Origin of the sequence: Croceitalea marina, from assembly GCF_042684265.1 — a bacterium.
Lineage (GTDB): Bacteria > Bacteroidota > Bacteroidia > Flavobacteriales > Flavobacteriaceae > Croceitalea > Croceitalea marina.
Genome location: NZ_JBHULB010000014.1, coordinates 25,149 through 42,268 on the forward strand (window position 1 = coordinate 25,149; position 17,120 = coordinate 42,268).

The 17,120-nt window shown below is 38.1% G+C and carries 17 protein-coding genes and 1 tRNA gene; 9 read left to right on the top strand and 9 right to left on the bottom strand.

The annotated features are described in order from the left end of the window. The first annotated feature begins 27 nt into the window (after positions 1 to 27). Entirely contained in the window at positions 28 to 1,863 is a 1,836-nt protein-coding gene (locus tag ACFSQJ_RS10840; RefSeq protein WP_377766966.1) for a cation:proton antiporter, read from the top strand. A gap of 6 nt (positions 1,864 to 1,869) precedes the next feature. On the opposite strand, the gene lepA is transcribed toward ACFSQJ_RS10840, so the two are convergent. Next, the gene (gene lepA, locus ACFSQJ_RS10845) at positions 1,870 to 3,666 is read right to left on the bottom strand and encodes a translation elongation factor 4 (protein ID WP_377766967.1); all 1,797 of its coding nucleotides are present in this window, start codon (positions 3,664 to 3,666) and stop codon (positions 1,870 to 1,872) included. A 99-nt stretch (positions 3,667 to 3,765) separates the two neighbouring features. On the opposite strand from lepA, the gene ACFSQJ_RS10850 reads away from it, so the two are divergent. Further along, entirely contained in the window at positions 3,766 to 6,183 is a 2,418-nt protein-coding gene (locus ACFSQJ_RS10850; RefSeq protein ID WP_377766968.1) for an outer membrane beta-barrel protein, read from the top strand. A 10-nt stretch (positions 6,184 to 6,193) separates the two neighbouring features. On the opposite strand, the gene ACFSQJ_RS10855 is transcribed toward ACFSQJ_RS10850, so the two are convergent. Genes ACFSQJ_RS10855 through ACFSQJ_RS10875 form a run of 5 tightly spaced genes read right to left on the bottom strand, consistent with a single transcriptional unit; the run spans position 6,194 to position 9,866 of the window. After that, positions 6,194 to 6,409, bottom strand: coding sequence for a hypothetical protein (locus tag ACFSQJ_RS10855; RefSeq protein WP_377766969.1), 216 nt, complete (start codon positions 6,407 to 6,409; stop codon positions 6,194 to 6,196). Between the two features lie 11 nt (positions 6,410 to 6,420). Then, positions 6,421 to 6,624: a hypothetical protein gene (locus ACFSQJ_RS10860; RefSeq protein ID WP_377766970.1), complete on the bottom strand. Its 204-nt coding sequence runs from the start codon at positions 6,622 to 6,624 to the stop codon at positions 6,421 to 6,423. Continuing rightward, positions 6,621 to 8,015 carry a radical SAM protein gene (locus ACFSQJ_RS10865; protein ID WP_377766971.1) on the bottom strand — a complete coding sequence of 465 codons (1,395 nt, stop codon included), beginning with the start codon at positions 8,013 to 8,015 and terminating at the stop codon, positions 6,621 to 6,623. Before ACFSQJ_RS10865 ends, ACFSQJ_RS10860 begins: the two co-directional genes overlap by 4 nt. Then, positions 7,987 to 8,757, bottom strand: a complete 771-nt coding sequence (locus ACFSQJ_RS10870; protein ID WP_377766972.1) for a prolipoprotein diacylglyceryl transferase family protein — start codon at positions 8,755 to 8,757, stop codon at positions 7,987 to 7,989. Before ACFSQJ_RS10870 ends, ACFSQJ_RS10865 begins: the two co-directional genes overlap by 29 nt. Beyond that, positions 8,745 to 9,866, bottom strand: coding sequence for a TolB family protein (locus ACFSQJ_RS10875; protein ID WP_377766973.1), 1,122 nt, complete (start codon positions 9,864 to 9,866; stop codon positions 8,745 to 8,747). The genes ACFSQJ_RS10870 and ACFSQJ_RS10875 overlap by 13 nt, the downstream gene beginning before the upstream one ends. 124 nt (positions 9,867 to 9,990) lie before the next feature. Between ACFSQJ_RS10875 and ACFSQJ_RS10880 the strand changes: the two genes are divergently transcribed. Further along, on the top strand, positions 9,991 to 11,211 hold the full coding sequence (locus ACFSQJ_RS10880) for a M28 family peptidase (RefSeq protein ID WP_377766974.1): 1,221 nt from the start codon (positions 9,991 to 9,993) through the stop codon (positions 11,209 to 11,211). A gap of 41 nt (positions 11,212 to 11,252) precedes the next feature. Further along, on the top strand, positions 11,253 to 12,251 hold the full coding sequence (gene dusB, locus ACFSQJ_RS10885) for a tRNA dihydrouridine synthase DusB (RefSeq protein WP_377766975.1): 999 nt from the start codon (positions 11,253 to 11,255) through the stop codon (positions 12,249 to 12,251). Between the two features lie 71 nt (positions 12,252 to 12,322). On the opposite strand, the gene ACFSQJ_RS10890 is transcribed toward dusB, so the two are convergent. Together ACFSQJ_RS10890 and rbfA are read right to left on the bottom strand one after the other, a co-directional pair. Continuing rightward, complete coding sequence (locus tag ACFSQJ_RS10890) at positions 12,323 to 13,531, bottom strand: ABC transporter permease (RefSeq protein WP_377766976.1); 1,209 nt, start codon at positions 13,529 to 13,531, stop codon at positions 12,323 to 12,325. A 3-nt stretch (positions 13,532 to 13,534) separates the two neighbouring features. Further along, on the bottom strand, positions 13,535 to 13,927 hold the full coding sequence (rbfA, locus tag ACFSQJ_RS10895; protein ID WP_377766977.1) for a 30S ribosome-binding factor RbfA: 393 nt from the start codon (positions 13,925 to 13,927) through the stop codon (positions 13,535 to 13,537). Positions 13,928 to 13,967: 40 nt separating this feature from the next. On the opposite strand from rbfA, the gene mce reads away from it, so the two are divergent. From mce to ACFSQJ_RS10910, 3 genes are all read left to right on the top strand, one after another. After that, on the top strand, positions 13,968 to 14,381 hold the full coding sequence (gene mce, locus ACFSQJ_RS10900) for a methylmalonyl-CoA epimerase (RefSeq protein ID WP_377766978.1): 414 nt from the start codon (positions 13,968 to 13,970) through the stop codon (positions 14,379 to 14,381). Positions 14,382 to 14,434: 53 nt separating this feature from the next. Further along, a tRNA-Ile gene (locus ACFSQJ_RS10905) sits at positions 14,435 to 14,508 on the top strand. 155 nt (positions 14,509 to 14,663) lie between these two features. Then, on the top strand, positions 14,664 to 14,942 hold the full coding sequence (locus tag ACFSQJ_RS10910) for a hypothetical protein (protein WP_377766979.1): 279 nt from the start codon (positions 14,664 to 14,666) through the stop codon (positions 14,940 to 14,942). Positions 14,943 to 15,219: 277 nt separating this feature from the next. Here ACFSQJ_RS10910 and ACFSQJ_RS10915 read toward each other — a convergent pair whose 3' ends face one another. Next, the gene (locus ACFSQJ_RS10915) at positions 15,220 to 15,663 is read right to left on the bottom strand and encodes an Lrp/AsnC family transcriptional regulator (protein ID WP_377766980.1); all 444 of its coding nucleotides are present in this window, start codon (positions 15,661 to 15,663) and stop codon (positions 15,220 to 15,222) included. Between the two features lie 117 nt (positions 15,664 to 15,780). Between ACFSQJ_RS10915 and ACFSQJ_RS10920 the strand changes: the two genes are divergently transcribed. Together ACFSQJ_RS10920 and ACFSQJ_RS10925 are read left to right on the top strand one after the other, a co-directional pair. Continuing rightward, on the top strand, positions 15,781 to 16,299 hold the full coding sequence (locus tag ACFSQJ_RS10920) for a DinB family protein (RefSeq protein ID WP_377766981.1): 519 nt from the start codon (positions 15,781 to 15,783) through the stop codon (positions 16,297 to 16,299). After that, positions 16,296 to 17,093, top strand: a complete 798-nt coding sequence (locus tag ACFSQJ_RS10925; protein WP_377766982.1) for a hypothetical protein — start codon at positions 16,296 to 16,298, stop codon at positions 17,091 to 17,093. Before ACFSQJ_RS10920 ends, ACFSQJ_RS10925 begins: the two co-directional genes overlap by 4 nt. Positions 17,094 to 17,120 lie beyond the last annotated feature (27 nt).

The following is a 17,120-nucleotide window of genomic DNA, read 5'->3' on the forward strand; positions in this document are numbered from 1 at the left end:
CCTTATTTTTACTAAAATTCAAAACCAATGATAGAGCTTGCAGGAATTATTATTTTAGGCATCATTGCTCAATGGGTAGCTTGGCGACTAAAATTGCCTGCTATTTTGCCATTAATCTTAATTGGATTATTAGTTGGGCCTATTGCCACATTATATACTGAAAATGGAGCAAAGCTTATAGAGCCTATTTGGAACGGTGAGAAAGGATTGTTTCCCGGGGAAGGCCTCTATTATTTTGTATCCTTGGCAATAAGCATTATTCTTTTCGAAGGCGGACTCACCCTAAAACGTGCTGAAATAGCCAACGTTGGCCCGGTAATCACCAAATTGATTACTGTTGGTTCGGTGGTTACATTTTTTGGCGCTGGCGTCGCTGCCCACTATATTTTTGATCTTTCTTGGCAAATATCTTTTCTTTTTTCTGCGCTTATAATAGTTACGGGCCCTACTGTAATTACCCCTATTTTAAGAAATATTCCGCTTAAAAAAGACGTGTCAACGGTACTAAAGTGGGAGGGTATTTTAATCGACCCCATAGGGGCACTGGTAGCTGTATTGGTCTTTGAGTTTATCAGTGTGGGCGAAGGAAGTGGTTATACCCAGACCGCGTTGATAGAATTTGGTAAAATCTTATTGTTCGGCACAACCTTTGGTTTCACTTTTGCGCATGCTTTGGCTTTTGCTATAAAAAAGAACTTAATTCCACATTATCTAATGAATGTGGTGTCGCTATCTGTTGTATTGTTGGTTTTTGTGGAGTCTGACTTGTTTGCGCATGAATCTGGGCTTTTAGCCGTAGTGGTAATGGGGATGGTCCTTGGTAATATGAACCTACCTAACCTTAAAGAGTTGTTATACTTTAAAGAATCTTTGAGTGTCTTATTGATTTCTATCTTATTTATTTTACTAGCAGCGAACATCAATATCAGTGATTTAGAACTGTTGATGAATTGGAGAACGGCGGCCTTATTTGTTCTCGTTGTTTTTCTAATTAGACCCATAGGAGTATTTCTTAGTACCCAAGGTTCCAATTTAAAACTGAACGAAAAATTATTTATTGGCTGGGTAGGGCCTAGGGGTATTGTTGCAGCAGGAATCGCATCACTTTTTGGCTCCAAACTTCTAGCTAAAGGTGAGCCGGGAGCAGAGTATATTACGCCATTGGTATTTATGATTGTATTGGGCACCGTATTGCTCAATGCGACGACTGCGCGTCTTTTTGCTAAATTGGTTGGCGTGTTCTTGACCAAATCTGAAGGTATCTTAATTATAGGAGCGTCTAAAGTATCTCGCTTGATTGCCAATTATTTAAAGAAGAACAAACGCCATGTAGTACTTATCGATAATAACCAGACCAATGTCGAAAAGGCAAAAAAATTGGGTATAGAGGCAATGGCCGCCAATATTTTTTCTGATTCGTTGACCGATAATATCGAGTTGAACGATATGGGATATCTCATGGCATTAACGGGAAATTCTGATATCAACAAATTTGCCATTGATAAGTTTAAAAAGCAATTCGGTGAAAATGGAGCTTTTAGAATAGTGAATACGGACGAGATGAATGACCCTGAAAACAATCCGGAAGAGGGCTTGTTCTCGCATACCGACGATTTTATAAAACTAACGGATGCAGCAAGAAAATATCCGTCAATAAACGAAATAGAGCTAAAAGATCAAGAGCATTATAATGGCCTAATAGAAATCACGAAAGCCGATAATGATATTATCCCCCTATTTCTTAAAACACCACAAAACGACCTTAAGATTATATCTGCGTTCAGCAAAGAGTTTACGGATATTAAAGAAGGTTACAAATTGGTATACCTAGGCAAGGTCTTTGATTTTGAGGAAGAAAACTAATAAATGCTAGTCGTTCAACTTCAGCACCGCCATAAACGCTTCTTGAGGCACTTCTACATTACCCACTTGGCGCATACGTTTTTTACCTTTTTTCTGCTTTTCAAGTAGCTTACGCTTTCTAGAGATATCACCACCATAACACTTTGCGGTAACGTCTTTTCGAAGTGCCTTGGTAGTTTCCCTTGAAATAATTTTGGCCCCAATAGCAGCTTGTATCGGAATATCAAATTGCTGCCTTGGAATCAGCTCTTTTAATTTCGCACACATTTTTTTGCCAATCGTAACGGCGCTATCTGCGTGAATTAATGCTGAAAGCGCATCAACTGGCTGGGCATTTAATAGAATATCAACACGAACCAATTTAGATACCCGCATACCAATGGGGGCGTAATCAAATGAAGCATAACCCTTAGAAACTGTTTTTAACCTATCATAGAAGTCAAAAACAATTTCAGCCAAAGGCATGTCAAACGTTAGCTCGACCCTTTGTGTAGTCAGATAAGTCTGATTGGTTATCTGTCCTCTCTTTTCGATACAAAGTGACATTACATTACCTACAAAATCAGATTTTGTGATAATCGTGGCCTTTATATAAGGCTCTTCTACCCGGTCTATGCCAGAAGGATCCGGTAAGTCCGTAGGATTATTAACGATGATAATTTCATCTGGATTTTTTCGGGTAAACGCATGATAACTTACGTTTGGCACCGTGGTAATAACGGTCATGTTAAACTCACGCTCCAAACGTTCCTGAATAATTTCCATGTGCAACATCCCTAAAAAGCCACAGCGAAAACCAAAGCCTAAAGCTGCGCTACTTTCTGGGGCGAAAACCAAAGAGGCGTCATTTAATTGGAGCTTCTCCATTGAAGCTCTTAGTTCTTCAAATTCATCAGTGTCTACGGGATAAATGCCCGCAAAAACCATTGGTTTTACGTCTTCAAAGCCCGCAATGGCATTTTTTGTTGGGCTTGCTGCATCTGTAATGGTATCGCCTACCTTTACTTCACGGGCATCTTTAATACCCGTAATCAAGTAGCCAACATCACCAGCTTTTATACTTTTCTTCGGATGTTGTTCCAGTTTTAGGGTTCCGACCTCGTCGGCAAAGTAGTCTTTATCGGTTGCAACAAACTTTATTTTTTGACCCTTGGTGATTTCTCCGTTAATAACCCTAAAATAAGTTTCAACACCCCTAAAAGGATTGTAGACTGAATCAAAAACCAAGGCCTGTAATGATTCATCAAGGTTTCCGGTCGGAGCAGGAACTCGTTCTATAATAGCACTTAAAATTTCCTCGATTCCAATACCTGTTTTAGCACTGGCCGGAATGATCTCTTCGGCATCACAACCTAAAAGATCTACAATATCATCAGTAACCTCCTCGGGGTTTGCACTTGGTAAGTCTACTTTATTGAGGACAGGAATAATTTCCAAATCATTCTCTAAAGCCAAATATAAATTGCTAATGGTTTGTGCTTGAATGCTTTGTGCCGCGTCAACGACCAATAGTGCTCCTTCGCATGCGGCAATCGACCTTGAAACCTCATAAGAGAAATCAACATGACCTGGAGTATCGATAAGATTTAGAATATAGTCTTCCCCTTTGTAGGTGTATTCCATTTGAATAGCGTGACTTTTTATGGTAATACCACGTTCACGTTCCAAATCCATACTATCTAGCAGTTGGTCCTGTTTTTCGCGTTCGGTAACAGAGCCTGTAAAGTCCAGCAATCTATCTGCTAAAGTGCTTTTACCATGGTCTATATGTGCAATAATGCAAAAATTTCTAATCTTTTTCATACCAAATGCAAATATAGTTCTTTTGCCTAGCAGGATAGCGAATTATCGATTTCTAGTCGGAAATATTTTCTTAGATTTGATACTCGACCCGAACCTCAAATGAAGAACCCGTTACTTCCCATTTTATTGGCATGCTTTGCAATTGGAAGTTGTTTCTCCCAAACTTTTAAGATTACAGGAAAGGTTATAAATACAGAGAACGAAGTACTTCCTTTTGCCAACATTCTTCTTTTAAATGCTGTTGACTCCACTTTCGTAAAGGGGACATCTGCTTTTGAAAACGGATTTTTTGAGCTTACCGAAATTCAACCTGATCTGTATTTACTTCAGGCAAGTTATATCGGAAAGGGCTCTAAACCTTTAGCGTTAGATATAAGAAAAGATATTGCTTTAGGGGCTTTAGTAGTACCAACTGTAAGTGAAAATTTAGATGAAGTAGTGGTAACTGCCCGCAGACCAACAGTTCAAAGGTTATCGGATAGGTTGGTATTTAATGTAGAAAACACAGTAGTTTCTCAAGGAAACTCATGGGACATTTTAAAGAGTACTCCAGGGGTAATCGTTAATCAAAACGACCTTCAGATTAGGGGTCAGAACGCAACTGTTTATTTAAACGATAGAAAGGTACAGTTATCAGGCCAAGAGGTCCAGGATTTATTAGAAGGATTAACGGGAACCGCAATAAAGTCAATCGAAGTAATTGCGAACCCTCCCGCTCGGTATGATGCAGAAGGAGGCCCCATTTTAAATATTGTAACCAGTAAAAGTATTGTTCCTGGCTACAAAGGCAGTGTAAATGGCTCGTTAACGCAGGCGGTATTCCCAAAATTCAGTTTGGGCACAAGCCACTACTATAAAACAGATAAGCTTAATCTGTTTGCTAATTATTCTATCAATCCAAAAAAGGAATTGCGAAAGACAACAAAAGGAATAAATTTTATTGATGATACAAATTCAATTTTTTCAGTTTGGGATACTAATAATGAAGAGATTAAAAGAACAACAGCGCATAATGGAACCTTTATTTTAGATTATGATTTTAATGATAAAAACAGTCTAAACTTTACCTCTAATATTTCTTTTAATCCAAATCAAGATTGGCAAAGCACGCTTAATACAGCAATAAGAAACAACCAAAATCAAATAGATTCTACTTTTGTAACCGACAATATTGTTGGAGCAGACAACACCAATTTGGCCTTTGACCTTTCTTATGTAAAGAAACTGAATAAAGAGGGCTCACAGTTATCATTTAATAGCCATTTTACAAATTATGATGGGCAGTTTTTACAAAGGATAGATTCGCGCTATTTCGACAACAATCAGAATTTTATAAGAGATTTTGGTTTTACCACAGATTCTGACCAGAACATTCAAATTTATACAGGTCAGGTAGATTATGCTACGCCAATCGGTAGTGCTTCTTTTGAGTCAGGACTAAAATATTCTTCAATAAACTCTGAAAATACAATTGATTATTTCAATTTATCGGGAAATAGTGATGTAGTAGATGCTTCATTATCCGATAACTTTATGTATGATGAAAAGGTATATGCGGGATATGTAAGCTTTGTAAAGAATTGGGAAAAATGGTCGATGAAACTAGGTCTTCGAGGAGAGTTAACAGAAGCTGAAGGCACATCTCAAACATTAAATCGTACTAATAATCAAGATTTTTTTGAGGCTTTTCCTTCTTTGTATGTTTTGTATACGGCTTCAGAAAAAAACAGCTTTGCATTTGATTATGGCAGAAAAGTGGACAGACCTCGATACAATGATTTGAACCCGTTTCGAAATTTTATCAACGAAAATGATTTTGAGGAAGGAAACCAAGGGCTTATACCAAGTTTTTCAAACAATTTCAACCTAAATTATACTTACAATAGCGAGTTTTTTATTGATGTCTACTATAGAAATAATGGAAGAATCATAGGCGACTATGTTTTTCAAGATAATACAAATTTAACACTGCGGGAGTTGAAGCAGAATGCAATTGAAAGTGTTTCATATGGCTTGGATTTAACTTTCAGTAAAGGAATCTTGAATCCTTGGTATATATATGCGTATACATCACTTTTTTATGAAGACAACACCTTTTTGGCCGAAGAAAGCGGTAATCAAGAATTTACCGTTGACGTTGATGGCATATATGTTTATTTAGCAAACTATTTGACGCTATCTAAAGACGGGTCTTTTTCGGGCGAATTAGCCTTGACCTATTTCTCCAACTTCATATTCGGATCTTATATTTCTGATGAACAGTTGAACCTTACTTTAGGTTTAAGAAAAAGTCTTTGGGATAACAAAGCGGTAATATCAATTGCGGCAGAAGATATTTTGGAAAGATATGTGCCTACATACACATCACAATATCTAAATCAGAACAATTTTTACCGAAGAAGACCAGAAACCCAATTTATCAGAGTTGGCTTCACCTATAATTTTGGGAATTTTAGACTTCAAGACAATAAGCGAGGTATCGATAAAAAAGAACGGGATCGTTTAAATGAAGAATAACAGGCATTTCTTAATACCCGCTCATTAGAATTCCACAAACGCCGATGCTGATTAAAAGATAGACTCCGGTAAGTATAAAAAATATTTTACCTGCTTTTTTCTTCTGCTTTGCAAATAAAATAAGGCCTATAATGAGGAATAAAAGGGCGGGTCCGAACATGACCAAAAAAATGAGGACGACCAAACCGTCTAAATTGCCCACCTCTAAAGAAAAAATCGAAAACATTGTAATACAGTTTAAATTAGTTCACCTATTCCACACAATCCGGCTGCTATAAGCAAACAGCAGCCAGAGATGATTAAGAATATCTTTCCAGGCTTTTTTTGTTTTGCAATGAACAGTATTATACCTATCAATAAAAATAAAATAGTAGGCCCAAACATAAAGAAGCCAATAGCCGAAAAATCATTAAAATACAGCTCTAAAAAGAATATACTCATATAGATTCATTTTGCAATTCCTTTAACCGTTCAATCTTATCATCCCGATAAAACAAATTCATCGTCTCAAAAGGAATGATTTTATAGTCTTTGTTCACAATATGTACGCAACTCTTTTTAATCGCCCTGACATCGAAGTTGTGGGCATCGATAAATTGCATAATGATAATACGAAAGAGATTGTCGTATCCTAATTCCGGCGCATCTATTTCAGGTAGGCAGCACATAATGCTTTTTAGATTTTCCGAAGCTTTCTCAACGGAATTTCCCGTACTGAACAATTCAATCATTTTGCCATGTAATTGCTCATCTTGTTCATAGATTATGGTGTTCTTACCTTCGTTCAACAAATCATCTGGATTGATATACCGCGTTAACGGACTCACCTCATCACCTAATTTCAGTGCGTAAGCCATGACCAAGGCATCTGGGTTACAAGGCACAGGAATTAAATCATCGGATTCGAAAATAGGGGATTGCTCTAAAATTTTTCTTCGTACTTCGGTCAGTGTAATTCGATTTTCATCAACCTCAAAATTTTCTAAACGACCGGCAATTTGAGTGGGCTGAAAAGTCACACCACGAATACACTTTTGCTTCAGAGCAAAATCTATGGTTTCTCCCATCTCATGGTCATTCAAACCCTTTTGAAGGGTAACTACCAAGGTGGTAGAAAGGTTTAGTTTGTTGAGGTTTTCTATGGCTTTTAAGCGAGCATCGGCAAGATCCGCGCCACGTAGTGTTCGCAAAACCTGATTATCTAAAGAATCGAACTGTAAGTAAATTTCAAAATCAGGAGCGTAGGTCGCCAATCGTTGCGCAAAGGCAAAATCATTGGCGATTTTAATGCCGTTGGTATTGACCATTAAATGCCGAATCGGTAGGGATTTGGCATAGTCCATGATTTCAAAAAACTGTGGGTGTATTGTCGGCTCGCCCCCACTAATTTGCACAACATCGGGTTCACCCTCATTTTTTACGATGACATCGAGCATTTTTTTGATTTCGTCCAGGGTACGATGCCTTCCATAGGTCGGTGAAGAGCCCGCATAACAAGTCGGGCATGTTAAATTACAATGGTCCGTTACCTCTACCACGGTAAGACATGAATGCTGCTCGTGGTCGGGGCACAACCCACAATCGTAAGGGCAGCCATAATGGGTCTTTGTATTGAAGGTTTTGGGGTATTCAGAGACTTTGTTATAGTCTCGAATGTTTTTATAGTAATCGATATCATCTGCAATCAAAACCTTTGATCTACCGTGCTCTTTGCAGTTTTTCAACATATACACCTTATCGTTTTCGAAAATGATTTTGGCATCAACCCTTCGAAGACAATCGGGACAAAGGCTTAAAGTAAAATCATAATAAGTGTAATTTCTTTCCGGCATATTTGATTGCTTGAATGATGGTTTTATAGTAGTATAACCAACAAATTAAGCATAATTGTTGAATGCTGCTCAGGCCTAGAAAGAAAAAGGTATTTGGTTTTAGAAATTCAATACAAAACCGGAATCCAAAATAAAAGAGCATAAAAATCTTGAAAGAAGTGCCACTTTTAAAGGAATCGGCTTGCTTTTGAAATCTTCGAATCCCAATAAAAAGGAAGAGCAAAAATACGATTTCATAAAGTGCAATCGGATGCCTGTACAAGTCATCTCCTAAATTCATACCCATAAAGGAAGAAGTGACAGTACCATAAGTGAATTCTTTTACCCCAGCCAAAAAACAACCCACGCGACCTATGATAATACCCAAAATAATGGGAAGGGTAAACAAATCACCTGAAGATTGTTTTTCCCCTATAATTTTTTTGGCAAGTTCGACTCCCAACAAACCACCGAAAAGTCCACCCATGATGGTTTTGTTGTTAAGAATGGCTAACCAACCCTGTTCAAGATGTAAGGCCGGATTTTCTAAAAAGGCAACAAATCTAGAAAAGAAAAGTGCACCGAAAATAGCACCGATAATAATTGACAATCTATTGTTCGATGAAATGGAATCAGCACTGTTCTTTCTAAGGATTACATAATACCGAAATGCTACGAAGAATGCCAGATACTCCAATATTAGGTGCATGTTCAATTTAACACCGAATAGTATAGGTTCAAATGGGAGGTCTATTCCTGCCATTCGGCAATGAACAAATTCGTATCGCGGGTACCGCCATTATTGCGGTTACTTGAAAAGGCCAAGTATTTGCCATCATTAGAGAAAACAGGGAAAGCATCAAAGGTTTCCCCATGGGTGACACGTTCAAGGTTCTTCCCGTCAATATCAATAAAGTACAGATTAAACGGGAATCCCTTTTCGGCCTCAAAGTTACTAGAGAACAATATTTTTTCTCCTGAAGGATGAAAAAACGGACTCCAATTCGCGCTACCCAAAAAGGTTAATTGCTTTAAATCCGACCCATCGGCATTGCAAATGAATAGTTCCATTTCAGTGGGCTCTACAAGTCCGTCAGCTAATAAATCTTTGTATTTTTTGATTTCTTCAGGGGTTTTTGGTCGGGAAGCCCTAAATATCAATTTAGTGCCATCGGGGGAGAAAAAAGCGCCACCATCATACCCCAATTCATCTGTAATTTGTTTTACATCTGAACCATCTAAATTCATAGTGTATAGTTCTAAGTCGCCACTTCTATCTGAAGTAAAAACAATTTTATCACCCTTTGGAGACACTGTAGCCTCTGCGTCATAGCCCACTTCGTCTGTAAGTTGCGCGGTGATATTTCCTTCTAAATCGGCCACAAATATGTCGAACGAATCATAAACAGGCCAAACGTAATTCCCGTTTTTACGAAGAGGAACCTCTGGACACTCCTTGTCAACTAAATGCGTAGAGCCGTAGACATAATGTTTGTTATCGGGCAGAAAATAAGCGCAGGTGGTACGCCCAAACCCGGTACTGATCATAGGTGGCTTTTTATCCTTGAAATTCTCGTCGATATTCATCAAAAACATCTGGTCGCATTCCATTCCCCAATCTTCATTGTTCGATTGAAAGATAATTTGTTTATCGTCCCAACTCCAATAGGCTTCCGCATTATCACCTCCGAACGTAATTTGACGAATAGATTTAAAATATTTTTCCTCAGGATAGATGAGCGTATCACTTCCGGCCATTAAAGAGTTTGTATTTTCTTTTTCCGGAGCAGCTTCTGTTTTCTTGGGCTTTGACTTGCAGCTTCCGATTAGAAATAGGAGTATTAAAACAAAAGGAATTCTCATTGCATACATAATTATTAGTGAAACCCCAATTTTAAGAGTTTAAAACGAATTAAAATTAGGAAGTTGAACCAATCCTGAAAACTTTCAGGGTCTTTTTATATTTTATCTTTAGGCTGTTTATTTTACAAATATCATGAATAGAACTGTTTTTTACCTGCTATTAATCCTTTTTATATCCTGTAAACAGGAACCGCCTAAAAAGGTCTCTTTGAAAGATGATGTCTCATTTTTAGCGGCCGATAGTCTGTTGGGTCGTGAAACAGGAACTGCTCAAGAACTTATGGCCGCAGGTTATCTGCAAAAGCGAATGGAAAAAATAGGACTGCAACCAAAAGGAAACGCTAGCACTTATTTTCAGACCTATTCCTTTAAGCCCAAAACAGATCCGCATTCCGAAGTGCAGTATATTTCTGGCGATAGCACCATTACGGGCACTAATGTCATTGGCCACATAGATAATCAAGCTGGGAAAACGGTAATTATCGGAGCACATTACGACCATTTGGGAATGGGAGGACAGGGTTCGCTCTATGCGGATGGGGAGGCAATTCATAATGGTGCTGATGACAATGCAAGTGGTGTAGCCTTGATGCTTCAGCTTGCAGAAAAATTGAAAGATACCTTAGTAGGCAGCAATTATTTGTTCATCGCATTTTCAGGTGAGGAAATGGGATTATTGGGCAGTAATTACTTTTCGAAAAACCCGACAATCGATTTAGCTATGGCCAACTACATGATCAATATGGATATGGTCGGTCGCTTGCGCGAAGAAAAGACCCTTTCCATAAGCGGAACGGGTACGGCGCCCATTTGGAACCAAGTTTTGAATTCCACCAATCCAGGCTTCAAATTGGTGTTGAGCGAATCAGGGGTCGGCCCCAGCGACCATACCTCGTTCTACTTACAGAACATTCCTGCTTTGCATTTCTTCACTGGGCAACACGAAGACTATCACAAACCTTCTGATGATTTTGAAAAGTTGAACTATGAAGGTATGGAGCTAATCGGCAATTATATTCTGAGCATCGTTGCCGAGCTGGATGACAAGAAAAATTTGGCTTTCAGAACTACTAAAAATGAAAGTGAGGAAGTACCCCGTTTTAAAGTAGGCCTTGGGGTGATGCCCGACTATCTTTTTGATGGAAAAGGGATGCGAATTGATGGTATAACAGAGGATAGACCAGCTTTTAAGGCTGGGCTTTTAAAAGGGGATATCGTAGTACAATTAGGTGACAGCACAGTTAGCGACATGATGAGTTATATGAGAGCGCTTTCTGCTTTTGACAAAGGAAGTACTGCCAAAGTGGTGGTAAACCGTAATGGGGAAAAAGTTGAGGCGGAAGTAAAATTTTAAATTTCCTTATTTTTGCAACCCCTTAAAAATCAGAATCTAAAATGCCCAAGATAGACAACATACAACTACCGGATTTTCCATTGCTTCTAGCCCCTATGGAAGACGTGAGCGACCCTCCTTTTCGCGCTTTGTGCAAAGAGCAGGGCGCCGATGTGGTCTACACGGAATTTATCTCTTCCGAAGGTTTGATTCGTGATGCCGCTAAAAGTGTGATGAAATTGGATATCTATGAAAAAGAACGCCCTGTTGGTATACAGATTTTTGGCGCCAATATGGATAGTATGTTGCAAACCATAGATATTGTAGAGCGTTCTAATCCTGATATTATTGATATTAATTTTGGGTGCCCCGTAAAAAAAGTAGTTTCTAAAGGTGCCGGTGCCGGAATTTTAAAGGATATCTGCCTAATGGAGCAGCTAACGGCAGAAATGGTAAAACGTACTAAACTGCCAGTCACCGTAAAAACAAGATTAGGTTGGGACCACGATTCTATAAAAATTGTCGAGGTAGCTGAACGACTGCAAGACGTAGGCTGCGCCGCTATTGCTATTCATGGGCGTACCAGAGCACAAATGTATAAAGGCGACGCAGATTGGAAACCTATAGCAGCAGTAAAAAATAACCCTAGAATGCATATACCCGTATTTGGTAATGGCGATGTCAATACGCCAGAACGGGCTGTAGAAATGCGCGATAGTTATGGGTTGGATGGTGCGATGATCGGCCGTGCAACAATTGGAAACCCATGGTTTTTTAAGCAAGTAAAACACTTTTTTAAGACAGGTGAGCACTTAGCGCCCCCAACATTGGCAGAACGTGTAGAAGCGGCTAGAAGACACCTACAAATGTCTATTGATTGGAAAGGGGAAAAGCTAGGTGTTTTTGAAACTCGTCGCCATTATACGAATTACTTTAAGGGAATTCCCAATTTCAAAGAGTATCGAATGAAAATGGTGACCAGTGATGAATCGGCGGATGTATTTGCCGCTTTTGACGAAGTGTTGGAAAAATTTGGCGACCACCAATTTGTTACTACTTAAGTTTATTTATAGAATTGTCGCCTTGAAGGGACATTAGGGGTGTTGTTCAAAGATTAAATAAACAATGAATTTTATTGCGCGACTAACTTTTTAGTAATTCTACTACATGCGATCTTTGAAGAAATCAAGCCCAAAACTATAATGGTAGCTAAAACCACAAAGACGTTTAGCAAATCAAATTCTACAGGATATGCCAAAGAGGGGGTTATCTTCAACCATTCAAAAGCGAGCTGAGAGCCAATTAGAACAGCGCCGATCACAACTCCGATAAGGCCTCCTAAAGATGTCACCAAGACACCTTGTAAAAAGTAAATGCGCCGCAATTCTTTGATGGTAGTGCCTAGCGCATATAAGGTCTTAGAGTTTTGTTGTTTGTCTAAAATCATCATAATAATAGCGCCAACCACATTGAACAAGGCTATAATCAAAACTAATGTGAAGATGAGGTAGGTAGCAAGGTTTTCGGTATTGAGCATTTTATAAAGCGTACCGTTAAGCTCACGACGACTTAAGACGATTGCTTTTTCGCCCAGGACTTTTTTTATAGATGAACGGGCATCTTCTAATGCCATACCACTGCTTAACTTAAAATTTAGTGCCGACACCTGTGTACTGTCTTTTTCCAAGAGCTCTTGTACCAAATGTAATTGTGTAATTACATATTTTTTGTCTAAACCCTCTTCAATAGTGTAAACTCCGCTTACTACAAGCGGCAAGCTATTGTATAATTTGGTGTTTAATGATTGTGGAGAAAAAGAGCCTTTTCCAGGTTTTGGGGCCAGAACCTGCATGGGGGTTCTGTAATTGTCTATGGGCACCCCAAGAGAATGGTATATGCCAATTCCCATAACCGCATTGTATTCCGTTACGCCCCAATTGCCAAAATAAAGGGTGCTGTCGATACCGGTTACGGAACGATAATTTTCATCGACCCCTTTAATATAAGCTAAGTCGCCCTTTTCTCTAAAGGTTAGATAAACGCGCTCTTCTAGCTCTTTAGAATAACTTGCTACACCGTTTAAGTTAGACAAGGCATCTTCCTCTTCAGGTGAAATAGAAAAGAATTTACCAGTAGTTGGTATAGCTTTTATATCAGGGTCGAATACGTTTGTAAATTGAAGGCTAAATGTTTTTAATCCCGCGAAAGCGGAAAGCACTATAAATAGGGCTGCGGAGCCGATAACAATGACCAAAAAAGTAATAAAATTGATAATGTTTACCGCATTTTGGCTGCTTTTAGAACGTAAATACCGCTTGGCGATGTAGAACGGAAAACCCAATTTTTAAGATTTCTTTCGTTTGGCAAGCAGGTCTCGATTTTCAATAGGATTCTCTTCTCCTTTTAATGATTTTTCAATACCATCGATATAATCAAGGGAATCATCTAAATAAAAGGTCAAATTTGGTACACGACGAAGTTGGTTTTTGGTTCGTTGTGCCAGTTCATGCTTTATAAGAGGCTCGTTAGATTTCATGCCCTCCAATAGCTCAGAAGCTTTATTATTAGGAAATATGCTTACATAAACTTTGGCAATAGATAGATCAGAAGTGATATAAACCTTTGAAACCGAAATCAAAGTTCCTTTAAGTCCGCCATCAGTTGCTGCTCTCTGCAGAACTTCGGCCATATCTTTTTGAATGATACCTGCTATTTTTTTCTGGCGTTGTGTTTCCATACCTGCAAAAATAAGGTAATAATGCTATCTTAGTGGTGAAATGGATAAGATAGAACATATAGGCATAGCGGTTAAAGACTTGGAAGCTTCTAACCAATTATTTGAAAAGCTTTTTGGAACGCCACATTATAAAATTGAGGAGGTGGCTACAGAAGGGGTGCGCACTTCTTTTTTTAAAACCGGACCAAATAAGATTGAATTGTTGGAAGCTACTAATGAAGATAGCCCAATAGCGAAATTTATAGACCGAAAAGGAGAAGGTGTACACCATATCGCTTTTGCGGTAGAAAACATCAAGCAAGAAATAGCACGATTGAAAAATGAGGGGTTTACCGTTTTAAACGAAGAACCTAAAAAAGGTGCAGACAATAAATGGGTGGCTTTCTTGCATCCTAAAACCACAAATGGTGTCTTGGTAGAACTTTGCCAAGAAATCAATGAAAATGAAGGCTAAGAAAATGTTGGTGTATAGAAAAATATATCCTAATTTTGCTGCCCTAGAAAATAGGTCCTATAGCTCAGTTGGTTAGAGTAGCTGACTCATAATCAGTTGGTCCCTGGTTCGAGCCCAGGTGGGACCACTGGGAAATTTTAAATATTCCCTAAAAGCCTGAAAACAATTCGTTTTCAGGCTTTTTCATTTTTATTGATTTCATATAAAATCAACCGTTCTGGCGAGTGATTCGGTGAGTACTTTTTAATTCGCAAAAATGCCCCTCAACCCTTCTTACCTATAGTGGGAGAAATACTTGATATATACGGAATGTCGGAAACGAAGCAGATAGGGAAACGATTGCTTCCCGTTCTAAGCAATCAAAAGATGAGCCAGCATCTAAAGGAGATATCAGAACTATGTCATTTCAATAAGCGAATGACATTCCATTTGTCCTGTTACACATTTCCTGCCACGGTCACTTTATCCAATGGAGTACTTATCGAATATATAGGCAAAATGCAGGATATCAATCCATACGGACTACTCAGATTTATGCTAAGGTGCTTGACCATAAGTTGAGCACGGATATGGAACTGGTAGCAGGAATATATTAGTCATGGTTTTATCCCAAACCCTTTAGATTAGCTTTCATAAAACCAATATCAGTTCAAATAGTAATGCTGACTTATCCTAGTAAATAATTTTCATTTGTAGGTGACTAGTAGAATTCAAAATAAGATTACAGCCCATTTTACTTTTTAAGAAGTGATCCAATTGGAAAACATGAGAAAGAAAAAGATGTAAACAGTACTTAATAAGATATTTGCGGTTAGTCTTTAAAATTTTAAAAGTCCGCCTAAAAATGCCCTGAATAAATTTTGCCGTCGATAATTGAATTCAATATTAGTGAAGTTGTCAATTCTCCATAAACAGCTAGCCTTATATTCAATTCTTCAAGATGCTTTGGGTCTCTTACAACACCTCGCAGCAACATACAATCTCTACCTGTTAGCTTATGGCATTCACTTATTTCAGGAACTGTAGTAATATATTCTTCAAAACGTTGGGTTTGGCCAAATCTAATTTTAATGGTAATATAAACGCCAAGGGAATAACCCAGCTTATCCAAGTTTATTTTAGTCTGATAAGAATTGATAACATCAGCATCTTCTAGTTTCTGTATTCGCTCCGCCACTGTGGGAGATGATAACCCAACTTCTTTTGCCAAATCTTTCAATGCAATGCGGGCGTTTTCTTGAAGCATCTTCAAAATCTTCCAATTGACCTCATCTATTTTCATAAGTAATATTTTTTATTAAAAAATATTTACAAAAATAGTTTTTTTTTGATTTAAGCCTAATAATATAAGACGTATTTAAATAAAAAGGCTATATTTTTGAATTAAACAATTTCATAGATGACTAAAAATGATTTAAGCAAAACTGAGTTTGACCAATATTATTGGAGGTACATAAATAAGCTTAGTAATACCATTAAACTAAGAGAAAGTTTTGCAATTGGAAAAGATAGTGTTGTAGGGTTTTTTAGGAGCGTGCCTAAAGAGAAGCACAATCATGCCTATGAGGAAGGTAAATGGACCTGTAAAGAAATCTTACAACATTTAATTGATACTGAGCGCATATTCCAATATCGGTGCTTTCGCATAGCTCGTAATGACAAAACAGAATTAGCTGGTTTCGACCAAAATATATATATGGCACCCTCGATGGCGAATTCAAAATCGATAGAAGAACTCATTGCGGAATTTATCGTAGTTCGAGACAGCTCTATTTCACTTTTAAACAGTTTAAGTGACGCTGATTTTAAGAATACTGGCATGGCCAATGGAGGTAAGATGTCTGCAAGAGCCGCAGCATTTACCATAACCGGTCACGAAATTTGGCATATGGAAATAGTATCCAATAAATATTTATGAATAGAATGGTTGACTTCAGATGCATACTTATAGTCTTTTGTTTGACACTTTGCGGAAATAATTTTGGTGCAATTGCTCAAGAGCTCCAAAAACTGCATACAATTCATGAGATTGTTGACTCGGCTTTTGAGAATTCCAAGGTCGTAATGATAAATGAAGTTCATGCTGGGCAAAAGAGAAACAAGCGAACTAGAATTGTTGGACAACTTGCACTGCCAAAAGCACATAGTCATGGCGTAAGAACTCTGGCAATGGAAGCACTAACCTTGCCTTTTGCCCAAGAAGCAAATAGAACAAGAAAAGTTCCTCTCATAGATACAAAATTTGGATACCTACATCAGCCAGATATGATGCAATTGATGCAAACAGCCCTTGATTTAGGGTGGAATTTAGTTCCCTATGAAGATTTTGATTACAAGGGGGCTTCTACCATCGAGGCAATTAATGCTCGTGAGAAAATTCAGGCCCAAAATCTCTTTGAAATTTTTAAGAAGTTACCTAAAAATGAAAAGCTTCTTGTTTGGTGTGGAAACTCTCACCTTAATAAGAATCCCGCTGAAATTTCTATGGGTACATTTTTTCCTATGGGGTACCAATTTTGGAAAATTTCGGGTGTCGAACCCTTCGTCATAGACCAAACACCTACGGTAGATTTAAAGGGAGATGGAAGCGCCTTTAAAAAATGGGAGGCGTACAAGGACAAACTAAAAACAAATTTTCATCAAACCATGGGAATCTTAAATCTTGATAAGAAACGTGCTAGGATATTGTCTTTACGTAATTCAATTGAATAATGATTTCCCCATTCAAAAATATTCATG

Excerpts from the sequence above, each read along its gene's own strand:
- ACFSQJ_RS10840 (WP_377766966.1), top strand. The coding sequence starts at position 28 with ATGATAGAGCTTGCAGGAATTATTATTTTAGGCATCATTGCTCAATGG.
- dusB (WP_377766975.1), top strand. The coding sequence starts at position 11,253 with ATGCCCAAGATAGACAACATACAACTACCGGATTTTCCATTGCTTCTA.
- ACFSQJ_RS10880 (WP_377766974.1), top strand. The coding sequence starts at position 9,991 with ATGAATAGAACTGTTTTTTACCTGCTATTAATCCTTTTTATATCCTGT.
- ACFSQJ_RS10855 (WP_377766969.1), bottom strand. The coding sequence starts at position 6,409 with ATGTTTTCGATTTTTTCTTTAGAGGTGGGCAATTTAGACGGTTTGGTC.
- ACFSQJ_RS10860 (WP_377766970.1), bottom strand. The coding sequence starts at position 6,624 with ATGAGTATATTCTTTTTAGAGCTGTATTTTAATGATTTTTCGGCTATT.
- ACFSQJ_RS10920 (WP_377766981.1), top strand. The coding sequence starts at position 15,781 with ATGACTAAAAATGATTTAAGCAAAACTGAGTTTGACCAATATTATTGG.
- ACFSQJ_RS10915 (WP_377766980.1), bottom strand. The coding sequence starts at position 15,663 with ATGAAAATAGATGAGGTCAATTGGAAGATTTTGAAGATGCTTCAAGAA.
- lepA (WP_377766967.1), bottom strand. The coding sequence starts at position 3,666 with ATGAAAAAGATTAGAAATTTTTGCATTATTGCACATATAGACCATGGT.
- mce (WP_377766978.1), top strand. The coding sequence starts at position 13,968 with ATGGATAAGATAGAACATATAGGCATAGCGGTTAAAGACTTGGAAGCT.
- ACFSQJ_RS10865 (WP_377766971.1), bottom strand. The coding sequence starts at position 8,015 with ATGCCGGAAAGAAATTACACTTATTATGATTTTACTTTAAGCCTTTGT.
- ACFSQJ_RS10850 (WP_377766968.1), top strand. The coding sequence starts at position 3,766 with ATGAAGAACCCGTTACTTCCCATTTTATTGGCATGCTTTGCAATTGGA.
- ACFSQJ_RS10870 (WP_377766972.1), bottom strand. The coding sequence starts at position 8,757 with ATGGCAGGAATAGACCTCCCATTTGAACCTATACTATTCGGTGTTAAA.
- ACFSQJ_RS10875 (WP_377766973.1), bottom strand. The coding sequence starts at position 9,866 with ATGTATGCAATGAGAATTCCTTTTGTTTTAATACTCCTATTTCTAATC.
- rbfA (WP_377766977.1), bottom strand. The coding sequence starts at position 13,927 with ATGGAAACACAACGCCAGAAAAAAATAGCAGGTATCATTCAAAAAGAT.
- ACFSQJ_RS10925 (WP_377766982.1), top strand. The coding sequence starts at position 16,296 with ATGAATAGAATGGTTGACTTCAGATGCATACTTATAGTCTTTTGTTTG.